We start from the raw sequence: 17090 nt of genomic DNA, 5'->3' as shown, positions 1-17090 counted from the left end.
GCTCCCGGGCGCTCCGCGGGCGCTCCCGGGCGCTCCGCGGGCGCTCCCGGGCGCTCCGCGGGCATGGGGGCGGGTGTGGGCCCCGGCCGCTTCGATCTGGTACTCGTCGATCCACCCTACGAGCAGCTCGATCTCTACGCGGCGGTCCTCGACGCGCTGGTGACCCACGAGCACCTCGCTGACGACGCGGTGATCGTGATCGAGTATCAAAAGCACCGCGGCCGGGCGCCACAGATCCCATTCCCTACCAGCTTGCGCAGCGAAGCCAAGCGCGACCACGGCCAGACCGCGCTCGAGTTTCTCCGCTACCAACCGAGCCAGACGAGCCCTTCATGACCAGCCAACCCTCGCACCCACTGAACAGCAACGCGGTCGCCCGATCGATCAAGCCTTCTGCCACCTTGGCGATCTCGGCTCGCGCAGGTGAACTCCGCGCCGCCGGTCGCAAGATCTTCAACTTCAGCGCAGGTCAGCCTGACTTCGCTCCGCCCGCGGCCGTCGCCGCCGCGGTCACCAAGCGCCTGGTCAACGCACCCGTTGGCTATGCGCCAGTCCCCGGCTTGCCGCAGCTGCGTGAAGCCGTGGCCGCCGAGCTCGCGGCCTACCACGGCGTCGAGATCTCGGCCGCGCAGGTGATCGTGTCGTGCGGGGCCAAGCACAGCCTCGCCAACTTGTTCATGGCAACGCTGGATCCCGGCGACGAGGTCGTGTTCTGTGCCCCGTATTGGGTCTCGTACCCAGAGATGGTCCAGCTCGGGGGCGGCACCGCCAAGATCGTCTCGTGTCCGCGCGCGCAGAATTTCAAGCTGACGCCCGCGCAGCTGCGCGAAGCCGTCGGGCCCAAGACCAAGTATCTGCTGCTCAACAGCCCCTCCAACCCGACGGGCGTGGCCTACTCGGCCGCAGAGCTGCGGGCGCTCGCGCAGGTCTTGGCGGACCACGCCCCGCAGACGTGGATCCTGACCGACGACATCTATCGCAAGCTGACCTACGGCGAGCCGCACGCTTCGGTGGTCCGCGCGGTGCGAGGGATCCCGGGGATCGAAGACCAGATCGTGATCGTCGACGGCGTGTCCAAGAGCCACGCGATGACAGGCTGGCGGATCGGGTTCTTGGTCGTGCCCGAGCCGATCGCCGACGCGGTCACCGCGATCCAGGGACAGATGACCTCGGGCGCGAGCACGCCGGCGCAGTGGGCTGCGATCGCGGCGGTGACCGACGCCACCGCCAACGCCGAGGTCGAGGTCATGTGTTCGCGCTTCGCTGAGCGTCGCCTCGCGATGATCGCCGGGCTGCGCGCTGCGGGGGCCGAGCTCGTCGAGCCCGATGGCGCATTCTACGTGTTCCCCGACTTCTCGCGCATGTGTGGCGAAGGCGCTCGGTTTGCAGACGACCTGGCGCTGGCGACTTTCCTGCTGGAGGACAAGGGCGTGGCCACGGTGCCCGGTTCGGCCTTCGGCGCGCCGGGTCACTTGCGGCTGAGCTTCGCGTGCTCGCGCGAGGACATCGAGGCCGGGCTCGAAGCACTCGGCGCGGCGCTGCGCCAGGGCTGAGTCTGACGGCTCGCCGGCGCCGCCGCCGTGGTAAACTGCCGCGCGTGACGGACGATGACCGAGTTGGCGTTTGCCTGCTCGACGCAGCCGGGAACATTGTTGATATCGACGAGGAATTCGTCGCCCTGCTCGCGCTCCCGACCCCGTCATCGTTGGTGGGGCGGGCGTTCGCCGACGTGAGCGTTGCCGGGCCCGCGCTGCTCGGACTCGCGGAGCCGTCCTCGCCAACGCCAACGACGCGCGCACGGCTGGAGGTCGCTGGCGCGCTCGTCGAAGTCACCTGCAAGGCTCGCGTGGCGCCGCCCGGCCACACGCTGCTGGTCCGTCCGCTCGTCAGCGCTGGGTTCGCGCCCGACCCCGAGGGGACGCGGCGGCGCTTGGACCTGATCCTCGAGTCCTCGCCGCTGGCGATCTTGTGCCTCGACAACGACCGAAACGTGACCGTGTGGAGCGGCGCAGCCGAGCGCACCTTTGGGTTCACGCGCGACGAGGTGCTCGGCAAGCCTTATCCGCTGGTGCCCGCCGAGCAGCTCGCGAGCTTCGATCAGCTGTGGACCCACGCCATGACCACGGGTGAGGGCTTCACGGCCGTAGAAGGCACCCGGCAGCGCAAGGACGGCTCGCGGATCGAGCTGCGCATGCACACGGCGCTGTTGCATGACGACGACGGCGCGGTGACCGGCAGCATGGCGTTGCTCGAGGATCTGACCCAGACCAGGCAGCTCGAGCAGCGCATGCATCAGAGCCAGAAGCTCGAGGCGATCGGCAGCCTGGCCGGCGGGATCGCCCATGAGTTCAACAACCTGTTGGCGGTGATCATCGGCATGGGTGAGCTGCTCGAGCTCGACCGCAGCCTGGGTCCGGTCGCGCGCGACCGGGTCGTCGAGATCCAGCGGGTGACCCGAGCGGCGCGCGAGCTGGTCGCGCAGGTGATGACCTTCAGCCGTCGATACGTCGTGCGCCCGGTCGTGTTCGACCTCAACGAGCGGGTCAGGTCGGGGGTCAAGATCATTCGCCACATGCTCGTCGAGTCGATCGAGTTCGTGGTCGAGCTCGGAGATCAGCCGCTGCCGGTTCGCCTCGATCCGATGCAGTTCGATCAGCTGTTGCTCAACCTCGCGATCAACGCCGTCGACGCGATGCCGGGAGGTGGGCGCCTGATCTGCAAGACGTCGCGGGTCGAGCGCTCGACTGGCTCGCTCACCGCCCCGCGCTTGGCGGCGCCGTTCGTGTGTCTCGAGGTCCGCGACACCGGGACCGGCATCGCGCCAGACGTGCTCCCGCACGTGTTCGATCCCTTCTTCACGACCAAGCAGTCGGGCTCCAGCACCGGGCTGGGCCTGGCCAACGTGCACGCCGTCGCGTCCCAAGAGGGCGGGCATGTCGAGGTGCAGACCCGCGAGGGGGAGGGCAGTTGCTTCTCGGTGTTCTTGCCGCTCATGCCGCTCGAGCAGGTCGCCGCGTCGCCCAAGCCGTGTCCGGCGTGGGCCTCGGCGCCGCGTGGCAAAGAGCGGATCTTGCTCGTCGAGGACAACGACGGGGTCCGCAAGTCCACGGCTCGGCTGTTGCGCGTGCTTGGCTACGAGGTCGGGGTCGCTGAGGACGGCGTCGAGGCGCTCGAGCTGCTCGAGGGCGGCCTCGTCGTCGAGCTGGTGCTGACCGATGTGTCGATGCCGCGGCTGGGTGGGGCCGACCTCGCCAAGCAGCTGTACGCGCGCGCGCCCGAGCTGCCGATCCTGTTCATGTCTGGCAACCTCGACGTCGCCGAGCTGCGCGAGCAAGTCGAGCAGGGCCGGATCAGCTTCTTGCAGAAGCCTGCGACGTTGCAGGAGCTGGCGATCGCCACTCGCGAAATTCTCGACGCCGTGGGCTGAGCTGGGCTGAGCTGAGCTGAGCTGAGCTGGGCGGGGGCGGGCGCACGCCCTGCGGACTTGCGTGGTCAACAGCGATCCTGGACCCTGCGCTTCACATGATCATCGAGGTCGAGAAGGGCAACGAGACCACGCTTCAGCAGATCCGCGACCTCGCGGCCCGCTGCGGCAACAAGGTCGAGGTCGAGGACGCGCCGTTGTTCGTGACCGCCTGCGTCGTGGGGGATACGCGGTCCTTCGAGTCCCGCGCGGGGTACCTGCGCGGCCTGCCTGGCGTCCGCCAGGCTTGGGCGGTGGCCAGCGACTACAAGAACATCGCCCGGGTCGTGCGCAGCGAGGACGGGCGCGCCCACATCCGCGAGCGACGACCGGTCGAGGTCCCGGGCCTCGATGGCCTGGTCCGGCGGATCGGCGCCGGCAAGCACGTGTTCATGGTGGGGCCCGACTCGGCGCAGGAGCTCGAGCAGGTGCTGGCGATCGCCAAGCTCGCCAAGGCGATCGGCGAGCGCTTTGGCGTGCTCGATCGCATCATCTTGCGGGGCGGCGCGTTCAAGCCCCGGACCCGACCCACCGACTGGCGCGGGCTCGGCATGAAGGGCCTAGCGATGCTCGACGCGGCCCGCGAGGAGACCGGGCTGCCCTACGTCACGGAGGTCATGGATCACAACCTCGTGCCAGAGATCGCCGCGCACGCGGACATGCTGCAGATCGGGACCCGCAACGCGCAGAACTTCGATCTCCACGAGGCGGTCGGCCGCTCGCACAAGCCGGTGATCCTCAAGCGTGGGTTTGGCAACGAGGCCAAGGAGTGGTTCTTCGCCGCCGAGTACATCGCCAACCAGGGCAACCTCGACATCGTGCTGTGCGAGCGCGGCATGAAGACGCTCTACGTCAAGGGCGGGTACTGCCGGTTTCACCCGGACCTGAACGTGATCACCCACGTTCGCAAGCAAACGATCTTGCCGGTGATCTTCGATCCCAGCCACCCGGCGGGCGATCACCAGATCGTCGGGCAGAACATGATCGCGTCGCTTGGATATTTGGTCGACGGGACCATGACAGAGACGCTGCACACAGAGAGCTTTCGCGAGCAGCAGTTGTGCGACGCGGCGCAGGCCCTCGACATGGACAAGTACGCGCGCCTGGTCGAGGCCGTGCTGCGCTTCGAAGAGCACATCGAGCCAGCGCTGCGGGCCGTCTCGGGCGAGTGAGGGGGGTCTCCAGCGCGGCACTCGCTTGTGTGCCGTGACGAGCGCGAAACTGACCTCCCGTGCGTGAGGTCGGGCTTGACGGTGTGATTTGAAATACAAAAACGACAGCGATATAAGGGCGGTCATGTGGCTCGTGAATCGAAGTGCAGGGCTTGTGACGCTGAGCTTGTCCGGGCTGCTGATCGTCAGCGGTTGTGCGTACTTTCAGAACTCGAAGAGCAAGCTGGAAGAGGCACAGATCGCCCTCAACGCGGGGGACGAGGCTACGGCCGAGACCCTGTACCGCGACACCATGCGCTCGAAGGGCAAGGACTCCGACGAGGCGCGCGCGCTGCTGGTCAACTTGCTGATCAACCGTGGCGGACGGCTGATGAACGAGGGCAAGTCCGACGACGCGATGGGGCACCTGCGCGAGGCGCTGTCGCTCGACGCAACCCGCGACGAGAGCCGCATCGCCTACGCCCGCGCCCTGATGAAGGTCGAGCGCTACACCGAGGCGATCGACACGTTGATGGAGGGCAAGGGCTGCCGCGGCTGCAAGACCATGATCGCGGTCATCTACCTCGAGCGTGGCCAAGCGGGGGTCCGCGACGGTGACTACGCGGACGCGCTCTCGGACTTCGAGCTCGCGCTTGGCATGAACCGCGATCCGATCACGGTGCTCGCCAAGGTCGACGTCTACACCGTGGGTCACTACGGAACGGGGATCGAGGCGGTGGGTTATCTCGATCACGCGCAGCGCCTGATGCCGCCCGACCAGGTCGGCGCCCAGCAAGTGTGGTGGGACAAGCGAACCGCGATCATCTACAACGCCGCGCTCGCCCACGAGGACGCCGCGATCAGTGCAGCGCTCGCGCTCCCGGATCCGCGTCGCAAGGTAGCGGCGTCGCAGCGGATCATCGACAAGCTAGAGTTGAGCATGTACGCGGCCTCGCTGCAGATCTACGCCCGCGACTACGATCAGGGCACGCAGCGCGGGCTTGCGACCTACGCCGAGGCCGAAGGGGCGATCCCCGACGCCGATCTGGCCAGGCTGCGCGAGACCCTGATGAACTTGTTCATGCAGCGCGCGGCGATCCACCTCGCCGCCGACGAGGACGGGGCGGCCCGCAAGATCCTCGCGCAGGCCTTGGAGCTGGATCCCGGCAACCGGACCTTGAGCTTTCAGAACATCATCGCCACCGCCGCGCGCAGCACCAGCGAGGCTCGCAAGCTGCTCGCCAAGTGGGAGGGCGACGAGGCCCACCCGAAGCTCAGGGCGTTGCTCGAGCTGGTCTATGTGCGCAACATGATGGGGATCGGTCAGTTCACCGCCGCGCGCGCTGGGCTCGAGCGAGCCGAGCGCTACGCCCCCGATCTGCTCGACAACCACCTCGCCCGCGCAGAGCTCGAGGCCCAGACCCGCTTCGAAGGGCTGCGCACGGTCTGGTACGAGCGCTACCGCGAGCTCGAGACCTTCAGCTACCCGGCCGGGCGCATCAACTACTACGGTCGGGCGCTCGCGCAAGTGCGCTTCGTGCAGGCCGCCTACGACGACGCGGCCGCCCGCGACTACCTGCGGATCCCAGCGTTCGAGACCCGGCTAGGTGAGCTCGAAAAAACCATCACCGAGTTTTATCCCTACGACGCCGCGCTGGCGCCGGCCGACAAGCCCGACGCGGCGCTGCTGCTGCTCGATCGCAAGGAGAGCGGCGAGTTCGAGGCCAAGATCACCGGTCCCAAGCAAGAGCACGTGATCAAGGTCGCCGGTGAGTCGCAGAGCGAGCTCGAGCTTGGCGCGCCGGGGCTCGCGGTCGTCCAGGCGCCGACGGGTCCCAAGGCGGTGTTCGCCGAGCCAGGCGTGAAGATCATCGTTGGGATCTAGAAAGGCGAACCGCTAGATCGCGCGTGCACTGGTGCGTGGGATGTAGCGGTTCGCCTCTCTCGCCCCACGGCCATCCGTGGGGTGTGGGGACCCCACTGGCGGTGTTGTTGCTCACCTCGCGCAGCGTGGTCTCGCTTGATGGGGGTACATGTCGGCCCTCGATCCGTCCTACCATTGGCCACCAGAGACGAACATGAGCCAGCGCTGCCCCTACTGCCACGACCGCGACATCGAGACGGTGGCGACGATCCCCTACGTTCGCGGCCGGGTCGTCGCCCACACCCTTGGCGTTCGCAAGTTCATGGGCTGCCGTCGCTGTGTTCGGCGGGCGATCTACAAAGAAGTTGGGGTCTCGTCCTTGATCGGTTGGTTCAGCGTGACCGCGGTCGTGCTCAATCCCATGATGATCACCTACGGGGCGGTGCGGGGGCTGTTTGTTCGGTCTGACGAAGCGGGGGTCAAGCGCGCGCTCGAGCAAGCTGGGATCCCCGATGACGGCGCCGAAGCGGATCCCTTGCGCGTGGCCTATGGTCTGGCCGCGGCCATGATCGCGGCCGACGGCAAGGTCGAAGACGAAGAGGTCGCGGTCACGCTCGAGGTCGGGCGCCAGTTGTTCGTGGACTTCGTGGCCGACGATTTTTTCAAGGTCTTGGCCAACCACAAGGATCTGCCGGGCGTCTCGGAGCTCGCGTTCTTGCTTGGCGGGATCCTCGAGGACCAAGAGAAGGCGCTGGTGTTCGGCTACCTGGCCGAGATCGCGGCGTCCGATGGGCACGTGGCGGACGAGGAAAAATTGATGCTCGAAGAGGTCCGCACCAAGCTCGGGATCTCCGAGTCGGCGACGCTATCGTTCGCGCGCGGGCAGCTGCCGCCGGCGGTGTGACCCCCTCGGTGTCACGGACACGGTTGTCAGCGCTCGCCGATCCGACGTCGCAGCACCCACTCGCCGCCGAACGCCGCGATCGCGACCAGCAGGGCGATCCAGCTGTCCCATAGCGGCACGTCCTCGCGACCGGTCGCGGTCCGCTCGAGCGTGTCGAGGTCCGCGAGCCTGAGGTCGGTGGGCAGCTCGTCACCGTTGATCGCCTCGATGAAGTCGCCGCCGCTGCGCTCGGCGAGGTCCCGGAGCAGCGATGTCCCTGGATCTGCGTTGACGAGGGCGAGCTCGCGGCCTCCACCGCCGATCAGGAACACGCGCCTGGCCGCTTGGCCCAGCTCCGATGCGTGCGCGCTGTCGTCGGCCGGGTCGTCGGCCGGATCGTCGGCCGGCGCGGCCTCGTCGGCGCGCCAGGCCACGGCTTCGTAGGCACCCGCGGACAAGCCCTCGATCCGGGTGTGCGCGCGGCCCAGACCGTCGGTGGTCAGGCGACCCGCTGCGGCGGCGGCGGCCTGCTCGGCGCGGATGGGGTCGAGCGGGCGGATCTGGTAGTCGACCTCGACCTCGGGCTCGGGCGCGTAGCTAGCCGACAGCGTACGCACCGAGAGGCCGACCGGATCACCGACGGCGTGCTCGGACTGGGCGATCTCGAGGACCAGTCGCTCGGCCGAGGCGTCGCGCAACAGCCAGCGAACGGCCCCGAGCCACAGCAGATCGTAGGGCCGCGCGCCGTCGATCAAGGGCAGATCCGGGGCGAAGCCAAGCCGCCAGGTCGAGCCGGTGGTCAGCGTCACGACGCGGCCCTTTCCGGGCTCGGCGACGGCGAGCAGGGGCATCAGGCGGGTGTCGGCGGCGTGGCGATCGGGGTGGACCAAGAGCGCGGTCGCGTCGACTTGATCGCCCTCGCGCGCGTAGCTGGCTGGGTTGAAGCTGTCGAGCGGCGGCAGCCCGTTCCAGTCGCCGCGGCCGGCCTCGGCTAGCCACGCGGTGATCGGGTGGCGGCGGCCGGACTCGGTCAGCTTGGGCGAGAAGGGCTCGCGCACCAGCTCGAGCGGCGAGCGCATGTCGATCGGCATGAGCTTGGTGAAGGCCGGCACGGCGAAGTCACCCGAGCCGAGCCCCAGGTCACCGCCGATCACCACGAGCGACCCGCCCTCGCGCACGTACTCGGCCACGTTACCGAGGTAGTCGCCGTGGGTCGCGGCGTCGAAGTTGTGCATGATCAGCAGATCGAAGCTGCCGAGCTCTTCGCGGAACAGCTGCTCGGTCGGGAACGCGATCAAGCTCAGCGGCGCGGTCCCGTCGTCGCGCATGGTGTCTTCCATGTCGCGCAAAATGTAGTAGCTGAGCAGCTCGACGTTGGGGTCGCGCTTGAGCAGGGTCCGCAGCGCGCGGACGTCCCAGTCGGGGCGCCCGGCCACGTGCAGGACCCTGACCTTGTCGCGCAGCACCTTGATCACGAAGGCCCTGTTGTTGTTGTTGACGCTGGCTTCGCGGGCCAGCGGCGTCACGCGAAACTCGTAGACGAACTGCCCGGTGCGATCCGGCGCGACCTCGAAGCGAAGCTCGCGTCGCTCACCGTCGGCGCCAAGCCGCACGCGCTGGGTGGTCACCAGCTCGCCGTCGCGCAGCAGCGAGATCTCTGCGCGCTCACCCTCGCAGCGGTGGGCGACCAGCTCGGCCGAGAACTCCGTCAGGTTCTCGACAAACGCGAACTCGCCCACGTGCAGGGCGGCGATCGAGACGTCGCGGATCGTGGGGCCGCCAGCGGCGACGCTGGTGACTGGGACCTCGAGCGCGTCGACGACCGCCCCGAGGTGCTGGGCGCCGGCGCGATCGTGGCTGACGAGCCCATCCGAAATCACGACGACCCCCGCCAGCGGTGCGCCCTCGCCCGCGTCGGCCTCGGCGAGCTCGACCAGCGCGCGGGTCAGCTCCGAGGCGCCGCCGTTGGGCTCGAGCTCGAGGGTGTCGGCCCCGGCGCGGGTCAGCGGGGTCACGTCGCTGGCGAAGCCACGCACCTCGACGTCGACCCCGTCTTCGCGCCAACGCTCGCGGGCGTCGGCCCCGGCCGACCACAGCGCGCGGACCCGATCGAAGCGGGCGGTCGTTGTCTCGCCGGGCTTGGCGTCGGCCGGGCTGTCGGCCAGGGCCATGCTCGCCGAGTGATCGATGAGCACCACGACCCGCCGGCTGGTGCCGGAGAAGGTCTCGACGCGCACGCCAAGCTCGAGCACCACGGCGAGCAGCGCGATCACGGCGAGCAGGCGCAGCGCGACGACCGAGGCCAGCGCCGCGCGGGTGCGCTTGGTGTCGGACGTGGTGCTGGCCTTGGAGGCGCCGCGAGCGAGGCCGCGGCGCACGACGGTGGCGAGCTCGACCAACGCCAGGCCGACGCACGCGATCAGCAACAGCCACGCGAGCAGCCCAGGCTCGTGCCCGATCGTCAGGCTCCAGTCGCGCTGCATGAGGCTGTTCATACCCCAGACGACGGCGAGCGGGCGGCGGCCCCGAAAAAAGCACGCTCGAGGTCGGCTCGTTTGGCGCGGATCGCCTGTCGCTGGCAGCTCAGGCCGGGCACCACGGCGCATCGCCATGCGGCCCGGCGGCCACGTCGAGATCACACCGTTCGATGGCCGCGAGCATGCTCGATGGCCGCGAGCATGCTCGAGTCTACCGGCCCCTGTCGCTGCGCATCAGGGTCTCGACGTGGGCGCGATCCGACTTGTAGTCGGTGCAGGTGGCGTAGAGCAGGATGTTGACCGCGAACCGGATCGCCCACTCGCGCTGGACGCTGCCGCCCGGGGTGCAGTTCCAGCGGAAGTAGCCGTCGTCACCGCGGGCGAGCGCGCCGCCAAGATCGTTGGGCATGACCAGGATCTTGATCCGCCCCTCGTCTTGGACGCCGAGCACGTGGTCGCTCGTGCGGGTCCGACCGGCCGGGAAGTCGATGATGTAGAAGCTGCGAAACAACACGTGGTCGGCCCCCACGCGCGAGAGCTTGGTGCCGGGGAGCATCGCCCCGACCAGTGAGTCCACGTCGCGGCCAAACCCAAAGTCCGCGCCGCCGTCGGCGTCGTCGAACACGATCATGCCGCCCAGATCGACGAAGCGACGCAGCTGCCGCTCTGCCTGTTCGTTGCCGACCAACCCCGGGAGCCCGCCGCGGCCCGCGATGTACACGAACGGCGTCTGGAACAGCTCGCTGGGATCGAGGCTGACGATCGAGGGGTCGCGCATCGGCGCGAGCCGGGTCCGCAGGCGCAGCTCTTGGCCAAGCTGCTTCAGCGCGCCGGGCCGGGGGTTCCAGTCGCCGCCGTACTCGAGCTGGGGGAGATCGAGCTCGAGCTGCGGGCCGCTGCGTGGCGCGAACAGGTCGAAGCCGAGCTCGTCATACTCTTCGAGCAGATCTGGCGGTAGCTCGGGCTCGCGCGGCGGCGCGGCGTGGGCCCGATCGGCGATCATCAGCGCGCCGAGACCACCAGCGGCGTGGAGGAAGCGCCGACGTGGCCACGGCTTGCTGCGCGTTCGCATGCGGGCGCGAACTATAGCGCCCGAATCGATCGCGGGGGAGTGCGCGCTGTCGCGGATCGCGGCGCGGCGGATCCCATGGCTGGCGCGACCCCTTCGGCGGTCGCGCCGTGCATGGTGGCCGCCCGTCAGGCTGGGCTTGCGGCGCTTGGCCTCGCGAGGTGCTCGACCATGTCTAGGCAGGCGAGGCTGAGTCGCTCGAATTCGGCGGGCTCGAGGGTCTCGAGGTTCTGGGCGATCCAGCGATCGGTGTGGACCAGCACGCCGATCACCGCGGTCGCCAGAAACGACAGCGGGATGTCGCTGCGGACCGCGTCAACCCGCTGCCCGGCGGCGAGCAGCTCCGTACACCAGGCCTCGCCGCGCTCGATCAGCGGGCCGAGCACCTCGGAGCTGCTGCCCTCGCCGTAGATCAAGCGCGTCAGGTCGGCGAGCTCGGGCATTGCCAGCATCTCGAGCGCAGCTCTCTCTGCGTAGGCCCGAATCTGGGCCCAGTAGCTGCGCGCATCGTCAAATGGGCCGAGCTCGCCAATCGCGTGGGTGAGCTGCACGACCACCCGCTCGATGACGGTGCGGCACAGGTCCGCCTTGTCGGCGAAGTAGTAGTACATGGCCCCCTTGGAGAGGCCGGCTGCCTTGATGATCGTGTTGTAGGAGGCGTTCGCGAACCCGTGCGCCGAGAACTCCGCCCGCGCGGCCGCCAAGATGGTCTGCTGTCGGTCGGGCTCGAGCTTCTCGAAGCGTGGAAGGGGCATCGCGGGGGTATTACTGGACCGGGTGGATTGACGGGACCAGCAGTTCGACCAGCGGTCCGAGTTCTAGCCCCGGTGTATGAGTCGGTCAACCTCAATGACCTCCACAGAAGCCAACGCGTCTTGCGTCATCGATGAACATCGCGCCGATGCGAAACCCGCCCGCCGCGCGGGCACTTGGAAGCTCAGCATGGTTACCCGCGCCTGGGTGACTCGTGTTAGACGAGTGCATGAGCTCATTGCCGGTTCGTGTTCGTCGTTCGCGTGTTCGTCGTCGCCGTCCAGCGCCGGGCGATGAGTTGGTCTCGCGTCGCCGCGCGCTGCAGGGCTTGGGCGCGTTGGTGGGGGCCGCGACGATCGGGGCGTGCTCGGACGCGGGCGGGCAGGGCGGGAGCGGGACCGAGAGCGGAACCCACGGCGGCAGCGGCAGCGGCACCAGCGAGAGCGGCGACGGCGACGGGGACACCGGGACCGGGGACACCGAGACCGGCGACACCGAGACCGGCGACACCGGGACCGACACCGACACCGGTGACGGCGACTACGAAGTGTGCGAGTCGAGCGAGCTCAGCCCCGCTGAATTGCTGTCTGGCATTGATCACATCGTGGTCGTGATGATGGAGAACCGCAGCTTCGATCATTACTTTGGCGGCATGTCGTTGGCGGAAGGGCTGCCGGTCGACGGGCTCACCGGAGCCGAGACCAACCCCTCGCTGCAGGGTGAGCCGATCGGCGTAGCCAACACGCGGCTGTGGATCCACGACAATGATCCGCCCCACTCGTGGGGGTCCTCGCACGCGCAGTTCAATGGCGGCGCCAACGATGGGTTCGTGACCGAGTACCAGAACAAGGGCGCGCAGGAGTTCGCCGAGGTCATGAACTACTACCTGCGGCCGCAGCTTGGGGTCTATCACGCGCTGGCCGACGAGTACGTCCTTTGTGATCGGTGGTTTTCGTCGGTCATGACGTCGACCTGGCCCAATCGCTTCTACCTGCACTGCGCCGACTCGGACGGGATGCAGACCAACGAGCCGATCGACGGGGTCGCCAGCATCTTCGACCAGCTCGCGGACGCCGGCATCTCGCACCGCTACTACTACGCCAACCTGCCGATCGTGATCAGCTACGGGACCCCCGGCAACGCCGAGCACGTGACCCACCTCAGCCAGTTCTACGTCGACGCGGAGAACGGCGAGCTGCCCAGCTTCAGCATCATCGATCCGGTGTTCTCGGCTGGACCGGTGATCGGCAACGATGATCACCCGCCCGCCGACGTGCGCGACGGCCAGGCCTTCATCGCGATGATCTACGCGACGCTCGCGGCCAGCCCCAACTGGGGGCGCACGCTGATGGTCGTCACCTACGACGAGCACGGTGGGTTTCACGATCACGTGCCGCCGCCGCTGACCGTCGACCCGCACCCGGGCTTCGAGCAGCTTGGATTTCGGGTCCCGAGCTTGGTCGTGGGTGGGCAGGTCCGGGCCAGCTGCGTCAACGGTACGGTGTTCGATCATGTCTCGGTCGCCGCCACGGTCGCGGCCCGCTGGGGGCTGCCGCCGCTCAACGAGCGGGTCGCCGCGACCGCGGATCTCTCGAGCTGCATCGATCCAGACCTCATCGACAACCCGCGCCCGCCGATCTCGCTGCCGGTGATCGTGGCGCCGGCGGATCCAAAGGTGTACGTGCCGGGGGCCAACTTTGGCGGTCAGCTCGAGCTCGCGGCGATGGTCGCCAAGGGCCAGCGGGCGGGGGACGACCGCGGCTGGATCCGCGCGTCACGAGACAGCGTGGAGCTGCTGCGCGCGCGCATGGCTTCGCGTGGGCTGCTCCGGCTTGGGTGAGCGCACCCGCAGCCAGGCAAGCAGCAACGCGAGTGTGAACAGCAGCCCGCGCGGTTGTTGGGAACTGATCGAGCAGCCGGCGGGCGCGGGCGATGAGTCCGCTGGCTCGACCGGGTCGACGGGGTCGACCGGGTCGACGCAATTGTCGGGGTCGGGGCAGGGCAGCACCGACACGCGCGCCGGCGCGTGGCCGACATACTCGCGCCCGAGCGCGTCGACGATCCGCGCGCGGATCAGGATCTGCGAGTCCGCGGCGGCAGCCGGCGCGACCAGGTCGACCGCGAGCGGGCCATCTTCGCTCGCGGTGATCGTTGCGAGCGGCTGCCAGATCAGCGACGGCGCGAACGGGGCCCACTCGATCGTGACCTCGGCGGGCCCGTGCGCGTCGACGCAGGCCTCGAGCACGATCGCGTCGCCCGGCGCCACGACCTGCTCTTGCCCGAGCAGCGCCAGCGCGGGCAGGTCCTGCTCTGGGTCGCGAGGATCATCGACCACCTTCACGAACCCCGGCCGCTCGCGCCACAGGTTCAGCGCGGGCTCGAAGGTGTAGCCGGCGATCGACCAGACCCCGCGCTCGACCGCGCTGGTGTCCCACTCGACGCCGCTGGCGGCCTGCGCGAAGCTGATCGGCCGGCGCTCGTCGTCGGCGGTGATCCGCGTGAAGCAGCCGGCCCAGACCGTGGTCTCGTCGAGGATCTCGCTCGAGGTGACGGCGTTGGCCTCGAGCAAGCCAAGCTCGACGCTGCGCTCGACGTCGTCGCGGGTGATCCACCCGGGCAGCAGCTCGGTCAGCGGGTGCTGGCGACACACCGCGACGAACTGGTGGGTGCGGCTGTCGGGCAGCTCGTCGGGGCCGATCGTCGTGTCTTCGGCTGGGATCGCATACTCGAAGCGCGCGATCGGATCGACGCTGCGATCGACCACGCGCCCGCACTGCGCCGGCCACAACACGGGCGTGCGAACGTGGGCCTCGTTGGCGGCGAGGGCCGACCCCACCCCCGGGCCGGCTACCAGCCCCGCGATCACGACAAAGCCGATCGCGCCCGCGATCAGCCTGGGTCGAATCGCGGGTCGCACCACCACCCCAGCCTGCAACGGCGGCCGCGCCCGAGCAACCGCAGTTGTCGGGGTTGCTCTGGCTGTGAGAAGCTCGAGCGTGTGGGTCCGTCGCATCCGTTTGGGAGGTGTCGAGTACGAGTTCGGCGACGGTCGGACGCGCGCGCCTACTGGGGCCCGCAAGTTGACGGCGCTCGAGCTTCGGCGGTTGCTCGCGGCGTACCGCGGTGATCCAAGGCTCAGCGGGATCGAGCGCGAGCTCGCCAGTCCACGCCCCGAACGCGCGCGGCACCATCGGGTGGGTCGAGCCAGCGTGGCTGAGGCCATGGGCGCCGATCCGTCCGCGAACAAGCTCGTCTGCCACGAGCTCCCCAGCGTCGTGCCCAGGGTGACGCCCGGCGTGATCGAGCGCTACGAGCCGCCGCAGGCCATGTCCAGCGAGCCGCAGCCAATGTTCGACGAGCAGCCGCACTGGGTCGAGATCCTGTTGGTCGGCGAGGACGACGTCGGGATCGCGGGGGCCGAGTGCGAGGTCACCCTCGCAACCGGCAAGGTCGTCCGCCGCCGCACGGATCGCCACGGGATCGTGCGGATCGAAGGCATCACCAGCGCCGCCAACTGCAAGGTCTCGTTCCCCCAGATCGACGAGGCCGCGTGGGCGCCCGCTTGACCCGCGCGGGCGCGTGGCTGGTTCTAGGTGGGTCTTGCGGCGCCGCGCTCGGCTGCCATTCCTCGCCGGGCGTCGAAGCGGGCGACGGGTCGAGCGAGTCGGCGACCGACGGCGGCGACGCGTCCGAGTCGTCCAATCAGGCCCCCAGCGCGCCAACCCTGTCCAGCCCAAGCGACGGCGCGTCCAACGTTCCGGTGGTCGCGGAGCTGTGTTGGGACCCAGCGCAGGATCCAAACGGCGACGAGCTTGGCTACCGCGTGTGGGTTGACGACGTCGAGCTGGCCAACGGCGAGACCGGCGAGTACGGGTTCGTGGGGACCTGCACGGGCCCGCTCAACCTGCTGAGCGAGCGCAGCTACACCTGGCGCGCGCGCGCCTTCGAGCGCGACAACCCCAGCGTCGAGTCACCCGACAGCGAGACGTGGAGCTTCACGACCGGCTGGGAGGGCGACGCCAAGGTGTTGTTCTTCGACGACTTCTCGCGGGACCTGGGCTGGACCGTCAGCGGCGACGCGGACACCGGCGCGTGGATCCGCGGCACACCGCAGCAGGTCTACGACGTCGACGCCAAGCTCGCCCAGCCGGGCGACTGCCAAGTAGGCGAGTGCTACTTCACGGGTGACAACCCTGGCGGCACGCTTGGCCAAGCCGACGTCGACGGCGGCTCGGTGGTGCTGACCTCGCCGCCCTTCGACCCCAGCGCCGCGACCAGCATCAGCGTCTCGCTCGCGCGGTTTTTTTATCGCTCGGATCTGGTCCCGACCGGGGTCAGCCTCGAGCTCGCGCTGTTGGTCCCAAACCCAGAAGCCCCCGACGGCGTCAGCGTCCACGTGCTCGAGAAGCTCGACGGCGGGGCAGGGGCCAAGCCCGAGAACCTGTGGACCTCGGTCGCGTTCGCGGGCTGCGGGATCGAGCTGGTCCCCGACACGCGCCTACGGATCACCGCGACGGATCTGGTGGTCCCCGAGGCCGTGGTCGTCGAGGCCGCGATCGACGAGGTCCTGGTCGAGGGCTACCCCAACACCGACGTGTGCTCGCAGGGCCTAGGCGCCCTGTGTGATCCCAACAACCCCGCGCCGGCCTGCGGCGCCGACCTGCTGTGCTGCCCCAAGGGCCCGGTCTACGACGGGGTCTATCGCTGCGACTACCCAACCCCCGAGCTCGGCGACCAGCCGCCGCTTCAACCAGGCGGCCCGCTCACCGGTCCGCTCGGCTGCGACGCCCCGGACCTGACCGTGCTGGATTGGGATCTCTCGGTCTACACCCAGCTGATCTGGGTCGACCCCGGATCGTGCTCCCTCTACGAGGGCTGCGTCGACGGCGAGGGCTGGCGCAGGGTCCTGCGCTTCGACACCAAGACCGCCAACATCGGTTCGCGCGACCTGGTCCTTGGCATCCCCGCCAACCACCCAGATCTCTACACCTACTCCCCCTGCCACGAGCACCACCACTTCGACAACTACGCCGCGTACTACCTGCTCGACGGCGACGACGTGGTCGCCGCCGGCCACAAGCAAGCGTTTTGCCTGGTCGACTGGGAGGGCTGGGCGTGGGATTTTCTAGGCGAAGAAGACCGGGTCTACACCTGCTTCAACCAGGGCCTCACGGTGGGCTGGTCCGACACCTACGGCGCACACTTGGACTGCCAGTGGATCGACGTGACCGACGTGCCGCTCGGCGAGTACACCCTGCGCATGGAGGTCAACCTGCCCCCAGCCGGCAAGGCCCACTCCACCCTGGTCGAGCGCCGCTACGACAACAACGTCCTAGAGATCCCCGTAACCCTCAACTAAAGAGCGAGCGAGTAGCGAAGCGCGCCCTCACCATCCCCCCTACTCCTGCTCGCAACAGCACTTGACTGCTT

General features: G+C 68.9%; 13 protein-coding genes. 9 read left to right on the top strand and 4 right to left on the bottom strand.

What is annotated here, in order from left to right:
• The 6 genes from DB30_RS32780 to DB30_RS32755 form a co-directional block, all read left to right on the top strand.
• The coding region (locus DB30_RS32780) for an RsmD family RNA methyltransferase (protein WP_205633122.1) at nucleotides 1-336 on the top strand (336 nt) is incomplete at its 5' end.
• Nucleotides 333-1553 (top strand): pyridoxal phosphate-dependent aminotransferase, encoded by a 1221-nt coding sequence (locus DB30_RS32775; protein WP_052556509.1) that lies wholly within the window; start codon nucleotides 333-335, stop codon nucleotides 1551-1553. The genes DB30_RS32780 and DB30_RS32775, both read left to right, overlap by 4 nt.
• Before the next feature lie 44 nt (nucleotides 1554-1597).
• A complete protein-coding gene (locus DB30_RS32770; protein ID WP_052556507.1) occupies nucleotides 1598-3427 on the top strand; it encodes a hybrid sensor histidine kinase/response regulator in 1830 nt (609 codons plus the stop codon).
• A gap of 95 nt (nucleotides 3428-3522) precedes the next feature.
• Nucleotides 3523-4635 (top strand): 3-deoxy-D-arabino-heptulosonate 7-phosphate synthase, encoded by a 1113-nt coding sequence (locus tag DB30_RS32765; RefSeq protein ID WP_052556505.1) that lies wholly within the window; start codon nucleotides 3523-3525, stop codon nucleotides 4633-4635.
• A 154-nt stretch (nucleotides 4636-4789) separates the two neighbouring features.
• Nucleotides 4790-6499: a tetratricopeptide repeat protein gene (locus DB30_RS32760; protein WP_052556503.1), complete on the top strand. Its 1710-nt coding sequence runs from the start codon at nucleotides 4790-4792 to the stop codon at nucleotides 6497-6499.
• Between the two features lie 193 nt (nucleotides 6500-6692).
• Nucleotides 6693-7382, top strand: coding sequence for a tellurite resistance TerB family protein (locus DB30_RS32755; protein WP_052556501.1), 690 nt, complete (start codon nucleotides 6693-6695; stop codon nucleotides 7380-7382).
• Between the two features lie 26 nt (nucleotides 7383-7408).
• Here the strand turns inward: DB30_RS32755 and DB30_RS32750 are convergent, their stop codons facing one another.
• The 3 genes from DB30_RS32750 to DB30_RS41855 form a co-directional block, all read right to left on the bottom strand.
• Nucleotides 7409-9844 (bottom strand): hypothetical protein, encoded by a 2436-nt coding sequence (locus DB30_RS32750; RefSeq protein WP_146661663.1) that lies wholly within the window; start codon nucleotides 9842-9844, stop codon nucleotides 7409-7411.
• A gap of 205 nt (nucleotides 9845-10049) precedes the next feature.
• On the bottom strand, nucleotides 10050-10910 hold the full coding sequence (locus tag DB30_RS32745) for a DUF4159 domain-containing protein (RefSeq protein ID WP_052556497.1): 861 nt from the start codon (nucleotides 10908-10910) through the stop codon (nucleotides 10050-10052).
• Between the two features lie 125 nt (nucleotides 10911-11035).
• A complete protein-coding gene (locus DB30_RS41855; protein ID WP_052556495.1) occupies nucleotides 11036-11662 on the bottom strand; it encodes a TetR/AcrR family transcriptional regulator in 627 nt (208 codons plus the stop codon).
• Between the two features lie 296 nt (nucleotides 11663-11958).
• On the opposite strand from DB30_RS41855, the gene DB30_RS32735 reads away from it, so the two are divergent.
• Nucleotides 11959-13500, top strand: a complete 1542-nt coding sequence (locus DB30_RS32735) for an alkaline phosphatase family protein (RefSeq protein ID WP_052556493.1) — start codon at nucleotides 11959-11961, stop codon at nucleotides 13498-13500.
• On the opposite strand, the gene DB30_RS32730 is transcribed toward DB30_RS32735, so the two are convergent.
• Nucleotides 13435-14580 carry a hypothetical protein gene (locus DB30_RS32730; protein WP_146661662.1) on the bottom strand — a complete coding sequence of 382 codons (1146 nt, stop codon included), beginning with the start codon at nucleotides 14578-14580 and terminating at the stop codon, nucleotides 13435-13437. The genes DB30_RS32735 and DB30_RS32730 overlap by 66 nt on opposite strands.
• Before the next feature lie 76 nt (nucleotides 14581-14656).
• Between DB30_RS32730 and DB30_RS32725 the strand changes: the two genes are divergently transcribed.
• Nucleotides 14657-15226, top strand: coding sequence for a hypothetical protein (locus DB30_RS32725; RefSeq protein ID WP_165704060.1), 570 nt, complete (start codon nucleotides 14657-14659; stop codon nucleotides 15224-15226).
• The gene (locus DB30_RS32720) at nucleotides 15211-17019 is read left to right on the top strand and encodes a lysyl oxidase family protein (RefSeq protein WP_052556487.1); all 1809 of its coding nucleotides are present in this window, start codon (nucleotides 15211-15213) and stop codon (nucleotides 17017-17019) included. Before DB30_RS32725 ends, DB30_RS32720 begins: the two co-directional genes overlap by 16 nt.
• Nucleotides 17020-17090: the final 71 nt, after the last annotated feature.

It is taken from the genome of Enhygromyxa salina (assembly GCF_000737335.2).
In the GTDB taxonomy this organism is placed as follows: Bacteria; Myxococcota_A; Polyangia; order Nannocystales; family Nannocystaceae; genus Plesiocystis; species Plesiocystis salina_C.
This window is presented reverse-complemented; position numbering and strand designations above follow the sequence as displayed.

Excerpts from the sequence above, each read along its gene's own strand:
- DB30_RS32775 (WP_052556509.1), top strand. The coding sequence starts at position 333 with ATGACCAGCCAACCCTCGCACCCACTGAACAGCAACGCGGTCGCCCGA.
- DB30_RS32765 (WP_052556505.1), top strand. The coding sequence starts at position 3,523 with ATGATCATCGAGGTCGAGAAGGGCAACGAGACCACGCTTCAGCAGATC.
- DB30_RS32755 (WP_052556501.1), top strand. The coding sequence starts at position 6,693 with ATGAGCCAGCGCTGCCCCTACTGCCACGACCGCGACATCGAGACGGTG.
- DB30_RS32750 (WP_146661663.1), bottom strand. The coding sequence starts at position 9,844 with ATGCAGCGCGACTGGAGCCTGACGATCGGGCACGAGCCTGGGCTGCTC.
- DB30_RS32745 (WP_052556497.1), bottom strand. The coding sequence starts at position 10,910 with ATGCGAACGCGCAGCAAGCCGTGGCCACGTCGGCGCTTCCTCCACGCC.
- DB30_RS41855 (WP_052556495.1), bottom strand. The coding sequence starts at position 11,662 with ATGCCCCTTCCACGCTTCGAGAAGCTCGAGCCCGACCGACAGCAGACC.